Origin of the sequence: Streptomyces sp. NPDC093260 (assembly GCF_040683715.1) — a bacterium.
Classification (GTDB): Bacteria; Actinomycetota; Actinomycetes; order Streptomycetales; family Streptomycetaceae; genus Streptomyces; species Streptomyces sennicomposti.
On sequence record NZ_JBFBEK010000002.1, the window covers coordinates 1 to 16,836 of the forward strand.

A 16,836-nucleotide genomic window follows, 5' to 3' on the forward strand; every position below is an offset into this window, starting at 1 on the left:
AGCTTCTTGCGCCCCTGCGGAGTCCGGTCCCCTCGGATCTCGAAGTCCATCGCACCCCTTGAACTGGGGTGTTGCAACGACCACTAGAACCCAAGGTGTGCCGGGGGCCCCTTCGGACGGGCTCGACGCGGGTGGGGATCAGACCGTCTCGGCGAGTCCCTCGCGGGCCGCGGTGTCGCCGTCCTGCGGCTTCGCCGGGGCGGGGCCGGTGCCCTTGAGCGGGACCTCCTTGACGAAGACCGCCAGGACCAGCGCGATCACGCCGATCACCGAGCCCAGCAGGAACGCCGAGTGCGTACCGGCGGAGACGGCGTGCTGGTAGGCCTCGCGGGCCACGGCCGGCAGCTTCTCCAAACTCTTGGCGTCCAGCTGCGCGGACTTCTCCGTCATCTTGGAACCCAGCGCGCCGGCCCGCTCGGCCATCTCGTGCTGGACCCGGTTGTTGAACAGCGCGCCCATGATCGCGACGCCGAAGGACGAGCCGAGGGTGCGGAAGAGGGTGGTGGACGAGGAGGCCACGCCCATGTCCTTCATCTCCACGCTGTTCTGCGCCACCAGCATGGTGATCTGCATCAGACAGCCCATGCCCGCGCCGAGCACCGCCATGTAGAGGCCGGAGGTGAGGCGGGTGGTGTCGGTGTCCATGAGGGACAGCAGGTAGAGGCCGACGACCATCAGGACGCCGCCGACGATCGGGAAGATCTTGTAGCGGCCGCTGTTGGTGGTGACCCGGCCCGCGATCATCGACACGACCAGCATCGCGCCCAGCATGGGCAGCAGCAGCAGACCGGAGTTGGTCGCGGAGGCACCCTGGACCGCCTGCTGGTACAGCGGCAGGAACAGCACCGCGCCGAACATCACGAAGCCGGTGACGAAGCCGATCAGCGACATCAGGGTGAAGTTGCGGCTGCGGAAGATGTGCAGCGGCACGATCGGCTCGGCGGCCTTGGTCTGCCAGAACACGAACCCGACCAGCGCGACCACGCCGATCGCGATCAGCTCCATGATCCGCGCGGAGGTCCAGGCGTACTCGGTGCCGCCCCAGGTGGTGACGAGCACGATCGAGCTGATGCCGAGGGTGAGCAGGGCGGCGCCGAGGTAGTCGACCCGCGCCTGCGAGCGCTTCTTCGGCAGGTGCAGGACGACGCTGACCGCGACGAGCGCCACCGCGCCGAGCGGCAGGTTGATGTAGAAGGCCCAGCGCCAGCCCCAGTTGTCGGTGATGGTGCCGCCGACCAGCGGGCCGCCGATCATCGCCAGCGCCATGACGCCGGCCATCATGCCCTGGTACTTGCCCCGCTCCCGGGGCGGGATGAGGTCGCCGATGATGGCCATGACGCCCACCATCAGACCGCCGGCGCCCAGACCCTGGATCGCGCGGAAGCCGATCAGCTGGCCCATGTCCTGCGCCATCCCGCTGAGCGCGGAGCCGACCAGGAAGAGCACGATCGAGGTCATGAAGGCGCCCTTGCGCCCGTACATGTCGCCGAGCTTCCCCCACAGCGGCGTGGCCGCGGCGGTGGCCAGGGTGTAGGCGGTCACCACCCACGACAGGTGCTGGAGACCGCCCAGCTCGCCGACGATCGTCGGCATCGCGGTGCCCACGATCATGTTGTCGAGCATCGCGAGCATCATCGCGATCATGAGTGCGAGCAGGACGACCCGCACACTCTTCGGCTGTTTCCCGGCCGGCGCGGTGTCCGTCCCGGCTATCGCTGCGTCCGCCATCGTTTCCTGCTCCCCCAGATGGGCCTGGTACTTACTTGCCGCCCGGCAAGTCACTACACTCTGGAAGGTAGAGGTTTACTAGCCGGGCGTCAAGTAAGTTTTCGTGGAGCGGTCGGCAGGTAGGTTTTCGGTGAGCGCGAGGAGTACGAGGATGGGCGGCACGATGGACGGCACCAAGCAGCAGCGCCGCGGAAACACCCGCCAGCGCATCCAGGACGTGGCCCTCGAACTCTTCGCCGAGCAGGGCTACGAGAAGACGTCCCTGCGAGAGATCGCCGAGCGCCTCGACGTCACCAAGGCGGCGCTCTACTACCACTTCAAGACCAAGGAAGAGATCATCGTCAGCCTCTTCGAGGATCTGACGCAGCCGATCAGGGACCTGATCGAGTGGGGCGGGCAGCAGCCGCACACACTGGAGACCAAGCAGGAGATCGTCCGCCGCTACGACGAGGCGCTCACCGGGGCCGCCCCGCTGTTCCGCTTCATGCAGGAGAACCAGGCGACGGTGCGGGAACTGCGGATCGGCGAGACCTTCAAGGACTGGATGAGCGGTCTGCGCCAGATCATCATCGACCCGGACTCCGACCTGACCGACCAGGTCCGGTGCGTCAGCGCCCTGTTCACGCTGCACGCCGGCATGTTCGTCATGCGGGACCTCGAAGGCGACCCGGACGACAAGCGCAAGGCCGTCCTGGAGGTCGCCATCGACCTGGTGACCCAGGCCCACCGGGGATCGCACGGCGGCTGACGGCGGGGCGCAGGGGACGGGCACGGCGACAACGGCCGGGGGCCGGAAACGCCGCACCGCCGCCTGCCGGGGGCAGCAGACGGCGGTACGGGGGAGAAACGTTTGGCCAGTCAGCCGGTCGGCCGGTGCGTGAGCCGGCCGGCCGTCGGCCGCGTTCCGTGCACGGACGGTCGGATCAGACGTTGACGCCGTGGGCGCGCAGGAAGACGACCGGGTTGACCGCGGAGCCGTAGTTCGGCGTGGTGCGGATCTCGAAGTGCAGGTGGGGACCGGTGGTGTTGCCGGTGTTGCCGGACAGGGCTATGTGCTGACCGGTGGCGACGACCTGGCCGACCTTCACGTCGATACGTGAGAGGTGGGCGTACTGGGAGTACGTGCCGTCGCCGTGCTTGATGACGATGGCGTTGCCGTACGCCGGGCCGTCACCGCCGCCGTTGGGGCCGGCCTTGACGACGGTGCCGCCGTGCGCGGCGACGACCTCGGTGCCGACCGGCACCGCGAAGTCCTGGCCGCTGTGCTTGTGCATCCAGTGACTGCCGCCCTGGTCGAAGCTGGCGGTGAGGGCGTAGTGCTTCACCGGGTCGACCCAGGCGGCGGCCGACTTGGCGACGGTGGCGGTCGGGGCCGCCGCGGTCTCGGCGGCGGACGCTACCCCCGCGCCCATCGCGGCCGTGACTCCGAGGCCGGCGGCCAGGACGGCGGCACGGGTGCGGAGCTTGGCCGGACGGGCGGAACGGGACGTGGCGCGCTGGAACATCGAAACCTCTACGGGTGGGGGACGGATGAACCACCCGGAAGACCTGATGCCTTCGTCGGGCGGGCTCCACCTTGGTAACCCCGCCGGAGAGCCGCCCTCAAGCACCCCTACTACGACGAAACCTAGTAAGCGGTGACAGTGGTGCGGATCTCTTGACACTCCACTCAATTGGGACAAAAGCCCTGTAGATGCCCCATGACACCTCATTTCGATGGGGTGAATGTCGGATTTATTAGTTCCCGTCCCCCACTAACCCGCCTAGTACGGCAGCGGGCGCCTGTGCCGCTTGTCACCACGGAGAGGGGCGGAACCCCCCTCTTCTGTGACGGGCTTCATGTGGCGTCCGTCTCAGGAGGATTACCGGCTGGTAATCACTCAGTTGTCCTCCCGCCACCCTGTGCGGCGAGCATGCTCACAACAATCCCGCCAGGACGCGAGAGGACCCCCATGAGCACACGCACCTGGGCGCGCCGCACCGGTATGACCGCCGTCGCCACCGTCGCCGTGACCGCGCTGGCCGTCCCCATGGGCGCGCGGGCCGCCACGGACGCCCCGAACGCCGCCCCCGCGGCCGCCGTCACAGCGAGCACCGCGCCGGCGAGCACCGCCACGGCCTCCATCGCGTCCGGGAAGGTCGGCTACGACACCTGGCAGCAGGACTGCCGGGCCGTGATGGACCAGGCCCTGCCCTATCTGCGGGAGCGGATCGCAAGCGCCCGGCCCGGCGAGAAGCAGGCCGTCGTGCTGGACGTCGACAACACGGCCCTGGAGACCGACTTCGGCTTCAGCTTCCCGCAGCCGGCCAACCAGCCCGTGCTGACGGCCGCCCGCTACGCCCAGGAGCACGGCGCCGCGCTGTTCTTCGTGACGGCCCGCCCGGGCGTCGTCAAGGCCCCCACCGAGTGGAACCTGGAGCATGACGGCTACCGGGTCACCGGGCTGCGCGTCCGCGGCCTGCTGGATCTCTTCGAGGACGTCGCCGCCTACAAGACGGCCCAGCGCGCCGCCATCGAGAAGGACGGCTACACGATCATCGCGAACATCGGCAACAGCGCGACCGACCTGTCCGGCGGCCATGCCGAGAAGACGTTCAAGCTGCCCGACTACGACGGCCAGCTGTCCTGACCCGTACGGTCCGCGAGGCCCGTACCGGCCCGTGGTACGGCCCTCGCGGACCGTACCAGGGGCCCGCAGTACGGCAGCACGGCCGCAGGACAGCGACGCGGCGCGCAGGACGGCAGCACGGCCCGCAAGACGGCGGCGCCGACCCGCAGGGCAGTTACGCGGCGCGCCAGAGGCCGCGGTGCGGCCCGCCGGAGTGCGCCGGGCGCGGCATGCGAGAAGGGGCCTGCCCCGGGACCGAAGTCCCGGGGCAGGCCCCTTCTCGCCGTTCAGGCCGGGCGCGTGCTCACGCGTCCTTGCTCAGGTTCGGACCGGCTCCGCCGGCCGCCTGCTCGATCGGCGGCACGTCCGGCAGCGCCGACTTCTCCTCACCGCGGAAGGTGAAGGTCTTGTCGTCGCCCTCGCCCTCGGTGTCCACGACCACGATGTGACCGGGGCGCAGCTCGCCGAAGAGGATCTTCTCCGAGAGCGTGTCCTCGACCTCGCGCTGGATGGTCCGGCGCAGCGGCCGGGCGCCCAGGACGGGGTCGTAGCCCTTCTTGGCCAGCAGCTCCTTGGCGGACTGGGAGAGCTCGATGCCCATGTCCCGGTCCTTGAGGCGCTCGTCCACCTTGCCGATCATCAGGTCGACGATCCGCAGGATGTCCTCCTGCGTGAGCTGCGGGAAGACGACCACGTCGTCGACGCGGTTGAGGAACTCGGGCCGGAAGTGCTGCTTCAGCTCGTCCGAGACCTTGTTCTTCATGCGCTCGTAGTTGGTCTTCGTGTCGCCCGTGGCCGCGAAGCCCAGGTTGAAGCCCTTGGAGATGTCCCGGGTGCCGAGGTTGGTCGTCATGATGATGACCGTGTTCTTGAAGTCCACGACCCGGCCCTGGGAGTCGGTCAGGCGACCGTCCTCCAGGATCTGCAGCAGCGAGTTGAAGATGTCCGGGTGGGCCTTCTCGACCTCGTCGAACAGGACGACCGAGAACGGCTTGCGGCGCACCTTCTCCGTCAGCTGGCCGCCCTCCTCGTAGCCCACGTAGCCGGGGGGCGAACCGAAGAGACGTGAGACCGTGTGCTTCTCGCTGAACTCCGACATGTCGAGGGAGATCAGCGCGTCCTCGTCGCCGAAGAGGAACTCCGCGAGCGCCTTGGACAGCTCGGTCTTACCGACACCGGACGGACCGGCGAAGATGAACGAGCCACCGGGGCGCTTCGGGTCCTTCAGACCGGCGCGCGTACGGCGGATGGCCTTGGACAGCGCCTTGACGGCGTCGTTCTGGCCGATGACCCGCTTGTGCAGCTCCTCCTCCATGCGGAGCAGGCGGCTGGACTCCTCCTCGGTCAGCTTGAAGACCGGGATGCCGGTGGCCGTGGCGAGGACCTCGGCGATCAGCTCGCCGTCGACCTCGGCGACGACGTCCATGTCGCCGGCCTTCCACTCCTTCTCCCGCTTGGCCTTGGCGGCCAGGAGCTGCTTCTCCTTGTCGCGCAGGGAGGCGGCCTTCTCGAAGTCCTGCGAGTCGATCGCGGACTCCTTGTCCCGGCGGACACCGGCGATCTTCTCGTCGAACTCGCGCAGGTCCGGCGGCGCGGTCATCCGGCGGATGCGCATCCGGGAGCCGGCCTCGTCGATCAGGTCGATCGCCTTGTCCGGCAGGAAGCGGTCCGAGATGTACCGGTCGGCCAGGGTGGCGGCCTGGACCAGCGCCTCGTCGGTGATCGAGACGCGGTGGTGCGCCTCGTACCGGTCGCGCAGACCCTTGAGGATCTCGATGGTGTGCGGCAGGGACGGCTCGGCGACCTGGATGGGCTGGAAGCGGCGCTCCAGGGCCGCGTCCTTCTCCAGGTGCTTGCGGTACTCGTCCAGCGTGGTGGCGCCGATGGTCTGCAGCTCACCGCGGGCCAGCATCGGCTTCAGGATCGAGGCGGCGTCGATCGCGCCCTCGGCGGCGCCCGCACCGACCAGCGTGTGCAGCTCGTCGATGAACAGGATGATGTCGCCGCGGGTGCGGATCTCCTTGAGGACCTTCTTCAGGCGCTCCTCGAAGTCACCGCGGTAGCGGGAGCCGGCGACCAGGGCGCCGAGGTCCAGGGTGTAGAGGTGCTTGTCCTTGAGGGTCTCGGGCACCTCGCCCTTGACGATGGCCTGGGCCAGGCCCTCGACGACGGCGGTCTTGCCGACGCCGGGCTCGCCGATCAGCACCGGGTTGTTCTTGGTACGGCGGGACAGCACCTGCATGACCCGCTCGATCTCCTTCTCGCGCCCGATCACCGGGTCGAGCTTGGACTCGCGAGCGGCCTGGGTGAGGTTCCGGCCGAACTGGTCGAGGACCAGGGACGTCGAGGGGGTGCCCTCGGCAGGGCCGCCGGCGGTGGCGGTCTCCTTGCCCTGGTAACCGGAGAGCAGCTGGATCACCTGCTGCCGCACCCGGTTGAGATCGGCACCCAGCTTGACCAGGACCTGGGCGGCGACGCCCTCGCCCTCACGGATCAGGCCGAGCAGGATGTGCTCCGTGCCGATGTAGTTGTGACCCAGCTGAAGGGCCTCGCGGAGCGACAGCTCCAGGACCTTCTTGGCACGGGGGGTGAAGGGGATGTGGCCCGAGGGCGCCTGCTGGCCCTGGCCGATGATCTCCTCCACCTGCTGGCGGACCGCCTCGAGCGAAATCCCGAGGCTCTCAAGGGCCTTGGCGGCGACACCCTCACCCTCGTGGATCAGGCCCAGGAGGATGTGCTCGGTGCCGATGTAGTTGTGGTTGAGCATCCGGGCTTCTTCCTGAGCCAGGACGACAACCCGCCGCGCGCGGTCGGTGAACCTCTCGAACATCGTTAATCGCTCCTCAGAGCGGTCAGGCAGTGGGGGGAACTTCCCCTCCCTGTCCTTCCGCAGCTTAGTCCCGCAAGCGGGGACCGCTCATTCCAACTGCCGACACCCTCGATGGCCTCCTGACCCCGAACGCCGACATATGTCCCAACCCGATGGTGCGAGACGATGTTCCCGCAGGCCAGGCAGTTACCCCAGTCGCCAGTACGCCGATGGCGAACGTGAGACTCCTTTTCCCGGGTGCGTCCTGCGTGTCGCCCCCTCCCACTAGGCATCTCTTACCCGCTGGGACTGACACTCCATGCGGCGCGCGCCGGTTCCCCCTCCGCTATGGGCGAACAACTTTGCGCCCCGGCCGTGCCGCACCCCCTTCCAGTTCGACACGATACGCGTACGGTGCGCCACCCAGCGTAACTTTCGCGCGCTCCGGGGGTTGCACCCGGCATGGTCGGCAGCCCCTCCACGGTCCCCGTTCCGCTCCCGCCGCCCCGTCGGCCGCCCGACTCCGGCGCCGGGCACGCCGACGACGGGGTGCGCCGCTGGTACGAGGACACGCTGGGCTGGGCGACCGCCCCCGGCACACCGGTGCGGCTGGTGGTGGGCGACCGCTTCGACCTGCTGGACGTGCCGCTGGAGGCGGGGATCGCGGCGCTGCGCCATCTGGGTCCAGGGTCCCCGGCGGCCGTGCAGGGCGACCGGATGCGGCTGCCCGTCGCGGTGGGCGCCGCGGACGAGCTGCCCGGGCTGCTGGAGTGGCTGGAGTGGGGTGTGCTCGACCCCGGCCTGGTGGGGCTGGGCGCCGGCACGCTGATGGACGCGCCCGCGCCGCCGGGGGCCCGGCCACTGGCGGACGGCCCGCTGCCGTCGCCGGAGGGCGGGCTGCTGCCGGGTGCGCGACCGTCGCCCGGGGGCTGGTCGCCGGCGGACGCCTCGCCGTCGCGGGAGCGCGGGCCGGTGGCGGGCGGGCCGCCGGTGGGTTCCGGGGTGCTGTTCGTGGGGCGGCGCGGGACCGCCGTGTGGGTACGGCCCCCGGTGCCCGGCCGCGCGGTGGAGCCGTCGCTGCCGGCGCTGTCGGCCCTGGGGGGCGGCGGAGAGGCCCCCGACCTCGTCCGCCTGGTGACCACACTGGCCACGGAATGCCACCGCCTCCGCCTGCGCGAGGCGGCCGGACGTCGACCGGTACGGACCTGACGCCCCCGTACCCGCTCCCCCGCCCGTGGGCTCTCGGGCCGGGAGGACACCCGGCCCGGACCCGCTCGGCGGGCGGGCTACGGCCTGCGGGATGTCGTCATGGTCGTCGTACTGCGGCGGATTCGCGGCCGGTCGTGGGGCGGGCCGGCGCCCTCCGGTCCCCCGGTGGGCCGGCGCCGGCCGTCGGGCCTGTCCAAGAGGGGCGGGATCAGCCGTTGGCCTTCTCGTAGGCCTCACGGATGCTCGCGGGAACACGGCCGCGGTCATTGACCTCCAGGCCGTTCTCCTTCGCCCAGGCGCGGATCTGCGCGGTGTCCTGGCTGCTGCCGGACGCGGCACGCGTCTTCGCACGGCCGCCCGAAGCGCGGCCACCGGTACGCCGGCCGTTCTTCAGGTAGGGCTCGAGAAGGCCACGGAGCTTGTCCGCATTGGCGGTGGTGAGATCAATCTCGTACGTCTTGCCGTCCAGCGCGAACGTCACGGTCTCGTCCGCCTCGCCGCCGTCGAGGTCGTCGACAAGAAGGACCTGAACCTTCTGTGCCACCGGATTTCCTTTCATCCATAACGTGCGGGCCGGGGTTGGTCGGCGTCCGCCGTTTAGCCACTGCCCCTTGTTATATGCAGTACTGCACTACGCCGGAAAGCAAACCGCGTTTGCGGAAAAAACACAAACCCCTGGGGAAGACCGGACCCCCCGGCTACGCCCGGAAACATGCGCGTTTCGGACATAGGGACCCTTCGGGCCGCCTTGCCGATCTACAGATGCAGAAGCATCCGGCTGTTGCCCAGGGTGTTCGGTTTCACTCGTTCGAGACCGAGGAACTCCGCGACGCCCTCGTCATAGGAACGCAGCAGCTCCGCGTAGACATCGGTGTCGACGGGCGTCTCACCGATCTCCACGAAGCCGTGCTTGCCGAAGAACTCGACTTCGAAGGTCAGGCAGAATACGCGGCGAACGCCGAGCCAACGCGCGGTCTGAAGCAACTTCTCCAGCAGCCGGTGCCCGACGCCGGCGCCCCGCAGTCGCGGCTGGACGGCGAGCGTGCGCACTTCCGCCAGGTCTTCCCACATGACGTGCAGTGCGCCGCAGCCGACGACCTCCGCGTTGTCGTCCCGTTCGGCGACCCAGAACTCCTGGATGTCCTCGTAAAGCGTGACGGTCGCTTTGTCGAGCAGGATGCGGTCACGGCTGTAGTCGTCCAGGAGTCGGCGTACGGCCGGCACATCGCCGGTCCGGGCTCGCCGTACGGTGATGGCTTTTGCGGAGACTTCGGAACGCTCTGCGGACATGAGCGGACGCTATCGCCCGCCGTCGCCGGGCGCCGAGCCGGGGTTCTGTCCGCCGGTTTCGGAGACGTCCCCGGCCGCGGCGGTATCCGGAACTCCGCCGGTGACTCCGGCGGGGGGCTCCGCCTCGGCTTCCGTGCTGCCCTCGACGATCCTTACGGCGTCGCGCAAGGCCCGTCGCTGTTCCTCGCTCATCATGCCGAAGAAGGCGACGAGAGCGGCGGCGGCGTTGTCGCTCTGCGACCAGGCGTCGTTCATCAGTGCGGCGGCGTAGGCGGCCCGGGTGGACACCGCCTCATATCTATAGGCGCGCCCCTCGGCCTCGCGGCGCACCCAGCCCTTCTGATGGAGATTGTCCAAAACGGTCATCACCGTGGTGTACGCGATCGACCGTTCCTGTTGGAGGTCTTCCAGGACTTCTCGAACGGTCACCGGGCGGTTCCACTTCCACACCCGCGTCATGACCGCGTTCTCGAGTTCTCCCAATGGGCGAGGCACGACTCCGACCTTAGTAGGAAAACCGCCCCATGGCGTGCCGGACGTGCAGCAGGGCGACAGACATGGACGAAAAGGTCGCCGTCCGGGGCGCGAGGGTCACGTCAGGGGGGACGGCCGTGCGCACACGTGCGTGGGCGCGGGCGGGCACGGGGCCACTGCCGGACCGGCCGTGCGCACGGGCTCATCGCCTGGCGGACCGTGCGCATGGGCTCACCGCCCGCCCGGCCGTACGCGTGGGGCCACCGCCGGGCCGACCGTACGGCGGCCCCGGCGGTGCGGTGACGCCGCGGTGCGCGGCGGCGTCAGGCCTCGGTGGAGGCGGCGCCCTGGCCGGCCTGTGTGCGCGCGAGGGCGGCGTCGACGGCCGCGTCCTCCTTCGCCTTGGCGGCACCGCCCTGGGTCTTCACGATCACCCGGACCAGCGCGATGAAGAACACGGCCATGACGACCGGCGGAACGAGTGCGGCGACGTAGTCCATGGCACCAGGGTAGCCACGCCTACCGGACAAACAGGGGCGGGGTGGTCCTCGGCGTCACACCGCGGCGAGCCGCTGCTGCGGCTCGCCGGCGGGCGGGGACGGCTTGCGGCGCGGGAAGACCTCGCCCGGCGTGGGGACGGGGCGGCGGCCCGGCTGCGGACCGCCGGGGGCCGGCGCGGGTCCGGGCTGGGCGGGCGCCGGGCCCGGCCTGGCGGGAGCGGGCCGGGCGGGGCGCCCGGCGGGCTTCGGCGCGGGCTTCTTGGCGGGCTCGCCGCCGCTCTGGCCGGCCCGGGCGGCGGGCAGGACCGCGAGGGGCGAGCGGGCCGGGGCCTGGGCGGAGGTACGGACCGCGCCGGACGCCGGGGCGGGGCGCAGGGGGCTGCGGGAGGCCGGGACCGAGGGGCCGCCGGTCCACGCGCCGCAGCGGCGCAGGAGGGCGGCGGCGGTGGGGTTGCCGCGCAGGGCGCGCAGGGCGGCGAGGTCGTCGGGACCGGGCCGGTGGCCGGCGTCCAGCGCCTCCCGCAGCAGGGCGAAGTACCCGACGGCCGTGCCGGGCAGGGCGGCGCGGTAGCGGGCCAGGTCGGCCAACAGGAACGCGCGCAGCCGGGCGCCCTCGCGCATCGCCTCGTCGAGCGACTCGGCGAGGCGGAGACAGTCCTGCACGTCCTCGGCGCGGGCGGGACGCAGATGAAGGGCGACGGCCAGGGCGCGGCGGAGCACGCGCAGCTCCTCCGCGCCGAAGGCGATGCCGCCGCGGGTTCCGTATGGCGTGGGCATGGGCCGACCATACGCGCTAATCAGACAAATTCGACATAAGCGGCGAACGTGGCGCGCGACTATGACACGGGCGGGCCACGTCCCCCTGCGCGGGGCGGCCCCGTCGGGCCCCGGGAAAGCGCGGGCGCCCCGGGGCGACGACCCGGGGGACGGGGACGGCGGGCGGCGGGGACCGCTGGGTGCCCTGAGGCCGACGGCGGGCGGCGGGGCCGCGCCGCAACGCCGGGGCGCCTGACGCAGCGGCGCTGCCCGCCTGCTGCGCGCCGCCACGGGCGCGGCCGACGGGAACCGTCCCGCGCGTATGCGGGCGGCGGGGCCGCCGTCGGATGCCCCAGGGGCACGGTGGCGGCCGAGGGAAGCGCGCTGCCGCGCCGACGCCCGGCGGCGCGCACGGCACGCGGGCCTGCCGGCCGCCGCGCGGACCCGGCCGGCGGAGGCCACCGCGAGGGGCGGCCGGCCCCAGCCTGTTGCTCGGGCACCCGTGCCGCGTGCGCCGCCCCTCGCGAGCACACCGCCGCCGGCCCGCCCGCCGCCGGCCTCGCGGGCGCGGCCGACGGGGTCGCCGGCGCGGCATGGCGGCCCGGCTGTCCCTGCGGATCGCCTCCCCCCCTACGCGCGCGTGCCGCCTCCCGCGGCCTGCGACCGGTCGCAGGGCGGCCTCATGCGCCGGGCGCGCGGGCGTGCCCGCGGTGACGCCCTCGGTCCGCGCCCCCGAGGGGTGCGGACCGAGGGCGGTGTGGTCACGTGCGGGAGACGTTGCGTTCGTAGACCAGGCGGAGACCGATCAGGGTCAGCCAGGGTTCGTGTTCGTCGATGGCCGCGGACTCGCCGAGGACCATCGGGGCCAGACCGCCGGTCGCGATCACGGTGACGTCGTCGGGGTCGTCGGCGAGTTCGCGGGCCATGCGGCCCACCACCCCGTCGACCTGGCCGGCGAAACCGTAGACGATGCCCGCCTGCATCGCCTCGACCGTGTTCTTGCCGATGACGCTGCGCGGCCGGGCCACCTCGATCTTGCGCAGCATCGCCGCCCGGACGCCGAGCGCCTCGACGGAGATCTCGATGCCGGGCGCGATGACCCCGCCGACGTACTCCCCGCGCGCGGAGACCGCGTCGAAGGTGGTCGCCGTGCCGAAGTCCACGACGATCGCCGGGCCGCCGTACAGCTCGTTGGCGGCGACCGCGTTGATGATGCGGTCGGCGCCGACCTCCTTCGGGTTGTCGAACAGGATCGGCACGCCCGTCTTGACGCCCGGCTCGACCAGGACGGCCGGCACGTCGCCGTAGTAGCGGCGCGTCACCTCGCGCAGTTCGTGCAGCACCGACGGGACGGTGGCGCAGATCGCGATGCCGTCGATGCCGTCGCCGAGTTCCTCGCCGAGCAGGGGGTGCATGCCCATCAGGCCCTGGAGCAGCACGGCCAGTTCGTCGGCGGTGCGGCGGGCGTCGGTGGAGATGCGCCAGTGCTCGACGATGTCCTCCCCGTCGAACAGCCCGAGGACGGTGTGCGTGTTGCCTACGTCGATCGTCAGGAGCATGGCCGCCCTACTCCGCCTCGCGCAGGTCCAGGCCGATGTCCAGGATCGGCGAGGAGTGTGTCAGGGAGCCCACGGCCAGGAAGTCCACGCCGGTCTCCGCGTACGCGCGCGCGTTGTCCAGGGCCAGCCGGCCCGACGCCTCCAGCAGCGCCCTGCCGTCGACGACGGCCACGGCCTCCTCGCACTCGCCGGGCGTGAAGTTGTCCAGCAGGATCAGGTCGGCGCCGGCGTCCACGACCTCGCGCAACTGGTGCAGGGTGTCGACCTCGACCTCGATCGGCACCTCCGGGAAGGCCTCGCGCACGGCCTTGAAGGCGGCCGCGACACCGCCGGCGGCGACCACGTGGTTGTCCTTGACCAGCGCCGCGTCCGACAGCGACATGCGGTGGTTCACGCCGCCGCCGCAGCGCACGGCGAACTTCTCCAGCGACCTGAGGCCCGGCGTGGTCTTGCGGGTGTCGCGCACCTTCGCCTTGGTGCCCTCCAGGACGTCCGCCCACGCGCGCGTGGCGGTGGCGATGCCGGACAGGCGGCACAGCAGGTTCAGCGCGCTGCGCTCGGCGGTCAGCAGGTCGCGGGTGCGCGTGGTGACCGACAGCAGCTTCTGGCCGGCCTCGACGCGGTCGCCGTCCTCGACGTGCCGCTCGACCTCGAACTCGTCGGTGCACACCACCGACAGGACCGCCTCGGCGACCCGGAGGCCGGCCACCACGCCGGCCTCGCGCGCGGTGAAGTCGCCGGTGGCCACGGCGTCGTCGGGGATGGTCGCGACGGTCGTCACGTCCTCCCCGTGCGCCAGGTCCTCCTGGATGGCGACGTTGGCGATGTCCTCGACCTCGATCGGGTCGAGTCCGGCGTCGATCAGCAGCTGGGCGAGCGCGGGGTCGAGCCCGCACTCCGCGTACTCCTCGTCGGCGTCCGCGCCGCAGGCACAGCCGTCGCCGCAGCCGCCGGTGGGGGCGAGGGGGAGGTCTTCGGTGCTCACTTGGGTCACTGCTCCTTGGGGCGGGCCGCGGGGGCCGCGGGGCGGGTCGGGGGGAAGTCTGCCGTGTCGGTGGTCTGCACGTCCGGCGTCCGGTCCGCGTTCAGCCGTACGACGATGTGGCGGCGCCAGTGCGCGTCGTCGCGCTCGGGGCGGTCCTCGCGCCAGTGGCAGCCGCGGGTCTCCTCGCGCAGCCGGGCGGCGGCGACCAGGACGCGGGCCACGCACAGGAGGTTGGTGGTCTCCCAGGCGTCGACGCCGGGCTCGGCGGTCTTGCCGTCCTCCGCGAGGGCGCCCCGTGTTCGCGCGGACAGCTCTTCGAGCCGGTCGGCGGCGCCGGCCAGGGAGGCTGCGGAGCGCAGGACGCCCGCGCCCTCGGTCATGATCCGCTGGATCGCGAACCGGGTCTCCGGGGCGAGCAGCGGGTGCGCGGGCTGCTCGGCGCGCTGGGCGGGCTGCGGCACGCGCGCGTGGAGGGCTCCCGCGGCCCGCTCGCGCGCGATGTCGGCGGCGATCCGCTCGGCGTAGACGAGTCCTTCGAGCAGGGAGTTGGAGGCGAGCCGGTTGGCGCCGTGCACGCCGGTGCAGGCGACCTCCCCGCACGCGTACAGGCCGGGCACAGTGGTGCGGCCGTGGGGGTCGGTGCGCACGCCGCCGGAGGCGTAGTGGGCGGCCGGGGCGACCGGGATCGGCTCGGTGACCGGGTCGATGCCGTGCGCCCGGCAGGCGGCCAGGATGGTCGGGAAACGCTGCTCCCACATCTCGGCGCCGAAGTGCCGGGCGTCCAGGAACATGTGTGCGGCGTCCTGCTCCAGCATCCGCCGCGTGATGCCCTTGGCGACGATGTCGCGCGGCGCCAGCTCGGCCAGCTCGTGCTGTCCCACCATGAAGCGCACGCCGTCGGCGTCCACCAGGTGGGCGCCCTCGCCGCGCACCGCCTCCGAGACGAGCGGTTGCTGGCCCTCGGCGTCCGGGCCGAGGAAGAGCACGGTCGGGTGGAACTGCACGAACTCCAGGTCGGACACCTCGGCGCCCGCGCGCAGGGCGAGGGCGACGCCGTCTCCGGTGGACACGGACGGGTTGGTGGTCGCGGAGAACACCTGGCCCATGCCGCCGGTCGCCAGCACCACCACGGGCGCGTGCACCGCGCCCACGCCGTCGTGCTGGCCCTCGCCCATCACGTGCAGGGTCACCCCGGCGGTACGGCCGTCGGCGTCCTTCAGCAGGTCGAGGACGAGCGCGTTCTCGATCGTGCGCAGCCCGCGCGCGCGGACCGCCTCCACCAGCGCCCGGGAGACCTCGGCGCCGGTCGCGTCGCCGCCCGCGTGGGCGATCCTGCGGCGGTGGTGGCCGCCCTCACGGGTGAGCTGGATGGAGCCGGCGTCGTCGGTGTCGAAGTGCGCGCCGGTGGAGATCAGCCGCCGTACCGCGTCGGGGCCCTCGGTGACGAGGGTCCGTACGGCTTCCTCGTCGCACAGGCCCGCGCCCGCGACCAGGGTGTCGTCCAGGTGCTGTTCGGGGGTGTCGCCCTCGCCGAGGGCCGCGGCGATGCCGCCCTGCGCCCAGCGGGTGGAGCCGTCGTCCAGGCGGGCCTTGGTGACGACGACCGTGTCCAGGCCGCTCGCCGCGCAGCGCAGGGCCGCGGTGAGCCCGGCCACGCCGGAGCCGACGACCACGACGTCCGCGGCGATGGACCACCCGGGCGCGGGCGCGTGCAGTCGTATGCCTGTGCTGGTCACGAGGCGGCTCCAGGGGTTTCGTGGGTCGCGGTGGATGCGGGAGCGGAGTCGGGCCCGGAGGCCGAGTGCGCCTCCCGCGTCCCGGGGGTTTCGTCCGTGCCGAAGGCGAGGGGCAGGTTGTCGATCAACCGGGTCGCGCCGACCCGGGCGGCGACGGCGAGGACGGCCTCGCCGGTGAAGTCGTCATCGATCTCGGTGAAGTCGGACGGGTCGACCAGGGCCAGGTAGTCCAGTGCGAGCGGCGGGTCCATCCGGGCGGCCTCGTCCAGGACCTGCCGTGCGGCGGCGCGCACGGCCGCGGCACCCGGGGTGGCCTTGGCCACGGCGGCGGCGTCGGCCGCCGCGCGGGACTCCCCGAGCGCGCTCAGCGCCTCGGCACGCGCGCGCGTGGCGGGCACCTCGCGGGCCCGCGCGCGCAGCGCCTCCTGCGCGGCGTGCCGGTCGCGGCCCGCGAACAGCGCCTGGGACAGGGCGAGCGCGGTGCGCCGCTCGGCCGCCGACAGGTAGCGGTTGCGGCTGGACAGGGCCAGGCCGTCGGCCTCGCGCACGGTCGGCACGCCGACGATCTCCACACCGAAGTTCAGATCGCGCACCATGCGGCGGATCAGGGCGAGCTGCTGGGCGTCCTTCTGGCCGTAGAGGGCCACGTCGGGGCGGGTGAGGTGCAGCAGCTTGCCGACGACGGTGAGCATGCCGTCGAAGTGGCCGGGCCGCGAGGCGCCCTCCAGGCGCTCCCCCATGGGCCCCGCGGTGATCCGGACCTGCGGTTCGCCGCCCGGGTAGACCTCGTCCACCGAGGGCGCGAACACGATGTCGGCGCCCGCCTGCTCGGCCACCTTGAGGTCGGCGTCCAGGGTGCGCGGGTAGCGGTCCAGATCCTCGCCCGCGCCGAACTGGAGCGGGTTGACGAAGACGGTGACGACGACCTCGCCGCCGTTCCCTGCTATCTCGCGGGCGGCCCGGATCAGGGTGGCGTGGCCCTCGTGCAGGGCGCCCATCGTCATCACGACGGCACGGCGGCCTTCGCGCACGCGCGCGTGCAGCTCGTCGGCGGTGCGCAGCAGGGTCGTGGTCATCGGGCGTCTCCGTTCTCGGGCGCCGGCGTCGCCGGGCGGCCCTGCGCTGCGTTCTCGGGCACCGTCCGGGCCGCCGCGTACGCGGTCGGCGCGGGAGCGGCGGTG

At 72.1% G+C, this 16,836-nt stretch carries 15 protein-coding genes; 3 read left to right on the plus strand and 12 right to left on the minus strand.

Going from position 1 to position 16,836, the window contains the following annotated elements:
• Window positions 1-138: 138 nt before the first annotated feature.
• Window positions 139-1,728 carry an MDR family MFS transporter gene (locus AB0N63_RS02250; RefSeq protein WP_365522921.1) on the minus strand — a complete coding sequence of 530 codons (1,590 nt, stop codon included), beginning with the start codon at window positions 1,726-1,728 and terminating at the stop codon, window positions 139-141.
• Window positions 1,729-1,879: 151 nt separating this feature from the next.
• Between AB0N63_RS02250 and AB0N63_RS02255 the strand changes: the two genes are divergently transcribed.
• A complete protein-coding gene (locus tag AB0N63_RS02255) occupies window positions 1,880-2,476 on the plus strand; it encodes a TetR/AcrR family transcriptional regulator (protein ID WP_365522923.1) in 597 nt (198 codons plus the stop codon).
• A 175-nt stretch (window positions 2,477-2,651) separates the two neighbouring features.
• Here the strand turns inward: AB0N63_RS02255 and AB0N63_RS02260 are convergent, their stop codons facing one another.
• Complete coding sequence (locus AB0N63_RS02260) at window positions 2,652-3,233, minus strand: M23 family metallopeptidase (protein ID WP_365522926.1); 582 nt, start codon at window positions 3,231-3,233, stop codon at window positions 2,652-2,654.
• A gap of 447 nt (window positions 3,234-3,680) precedes the next feature.
• Between AB0N63_RS02260 and AB0N63_RS02265 the strand changes: the two genes are divergently transcribed.
• Entirely contained in the window at window positions 3,681-4,358 is a 678-nt protein-coding gene (locus tag AB0N63_RS02265) for an HAD family acid phosphatase (protein ID WP_365522929.1), read from the plus strand.
• 283 nt (window positions 4,359-4,641) lie between these two features.
• Here AB0N63_RS02265 and AB0N63_RS02270 read toward each other — a convergent pair whose 3' ends face one another.
• On the minus strand, window positions 4,642-7,167 hold the full coding sequence (locus tag AB0N63_RS02270; protein ID WP_019982509.1) for an ATP-dependent Clp protease ATP-binding subunit: 2,526 nt from the start codon (window positions 7,165-7,167) through the stop codon (window positions 4,642-4,644).
• 441 nt (window positions 7,168-7,608) lie between these two features.
• On the opposite strand from AB0N63_RS02270, the gene AB0N63_RS02275 reads away from it, so the two are divergent.
• Window positions 7,609-8,355: an SCO3374 family protein gene (locus AB0N63_RS02275; RefSeq protein WP_365522932.1), complete on the plus strand. Its 747-nt coding sequence runs from the start codon at window positions 7,609-7,611 to the stop codon at window positions 8,353-8,355.
• Window positions 8,356-8,563: 208 nt separating this feature from the next.
• On the opposite strand, the gene AB0N63_RS02280 is transcribed toward AB0N63_RS02275, so the two are convergent.
• From AB0N63_RS02280 to panC, 9 genes are all read right to left on the minus strand, one after another.
• Window positions 8,564-8,899, minus strand: a complete 336-nt coding sequence (locus AB0N63_RS02280; protein WP_365522935.1) for an Lsr2 family protein — start codon at window positions 8,897-8,899, stop codon at window positions 8,564-8,566.
• A 212-nt stretch (window positions 8,900-9,111) separates the two neighbouring features.
• Window positions 9,112-9,645: an amino-acid N-acetyltransferase gene (locus AB0N63_RS02285; protein ID WP_365522938.1), complete on the minus strand. Its 534-nt coding sequence runs from the start codon at window positions 9,643-9,645 to the stop codon at window positions 9,112-9,114.
• Window positions 9,646-9,654: 9 nt separating this feature from the next.
• Window positions 9,655-10,140, minus strand: a complete 486-nt coding sequence (locus tag AB0N63_RS02290) for a BlaI/MecI/CopY family transcriptional regulator (protein WP_365522941.1) — start codon at window positions 10,138-10,140, stop codon at window positions 9,655-9,657.
• A 302-nt stretch (window positions 10,141-10,442) separates the two neighbouring features.
• Window positions 10,443-10,619 carry a hypothetical protein gene (locus AB0N63_RS02295; protein WP_169439781.1) on the minus strand — a complete coding sequence of 59 codons (177 nt, stop codon included), beginning with the start codon at window positions 10,617-10,619 and terminating at the stop codon, window positions 10,443-10,445.
• 54 nt (window positions 10,620-10,673) lie between these two features.
• Window positions 10,674-11,396, minus strand: coding sequence for a hypothetical protein (locus AB0N63_RS02300; RefSeq protein WP_365522945.1), 723 nt, complete (start codon window positions 11,394-11,396; stop codon window positions 10,674-10,676).
• 740 nt (window positions 11,397-12,136) lie between these two features.
• The gene (locus tag AB0N63_RS02305; RefSeq protein WP_365522948.1) at window positions 12,137-12,934 is read right to left on the minus strand and encodes a type III pantothenate kinase; all 798 of its coding nucleotides are present in this window, start codon (window positions 12,932-12,934) and stop codon (window positions 12,137-12,139) included.
• A 7-nt stretch (window positions 12,935-12,941) separates the two neighbouring features.
• Complete coding sequence (gene nadC / locus AB0N63_RS02310; protein WP_365522951.1) at window positions 12,942-13,919, minus strand: carboxylating nicotinate-nucleotide diphosphorylase; 978 nt, start codon at window positions 13,917-13,919, stop codon at window positions 12,942-12,944.
• Between the two features lie 5 nt (window positions 13,920-13,924).
• Window positions 13,925-15,655, minus strand: coding sequence for an L-aspartate oxidase (locus tag AB0N63_RS02315; RefSeq protein WP_365522954.1), 1,731 nt, complete (start codon window positions 15,653-15,655; stop codon window positions 13,925-13,927).
• Entirely contained in the window at window positions 15,652-16,731 is a 1,080-nt protein-coding gene (gene panC, locus AB0N63_RS02320; protein WP_365522957.1) for a pantoate--beta-alanine ligase, read from the minus strand. The genes AB0N63_RS02315 and panC overlap by 4 nt, the downstream gene beginning before the upstream one ends.
• Window positions 16,732-16,836 lie beyond the last annotated feature (105 nt).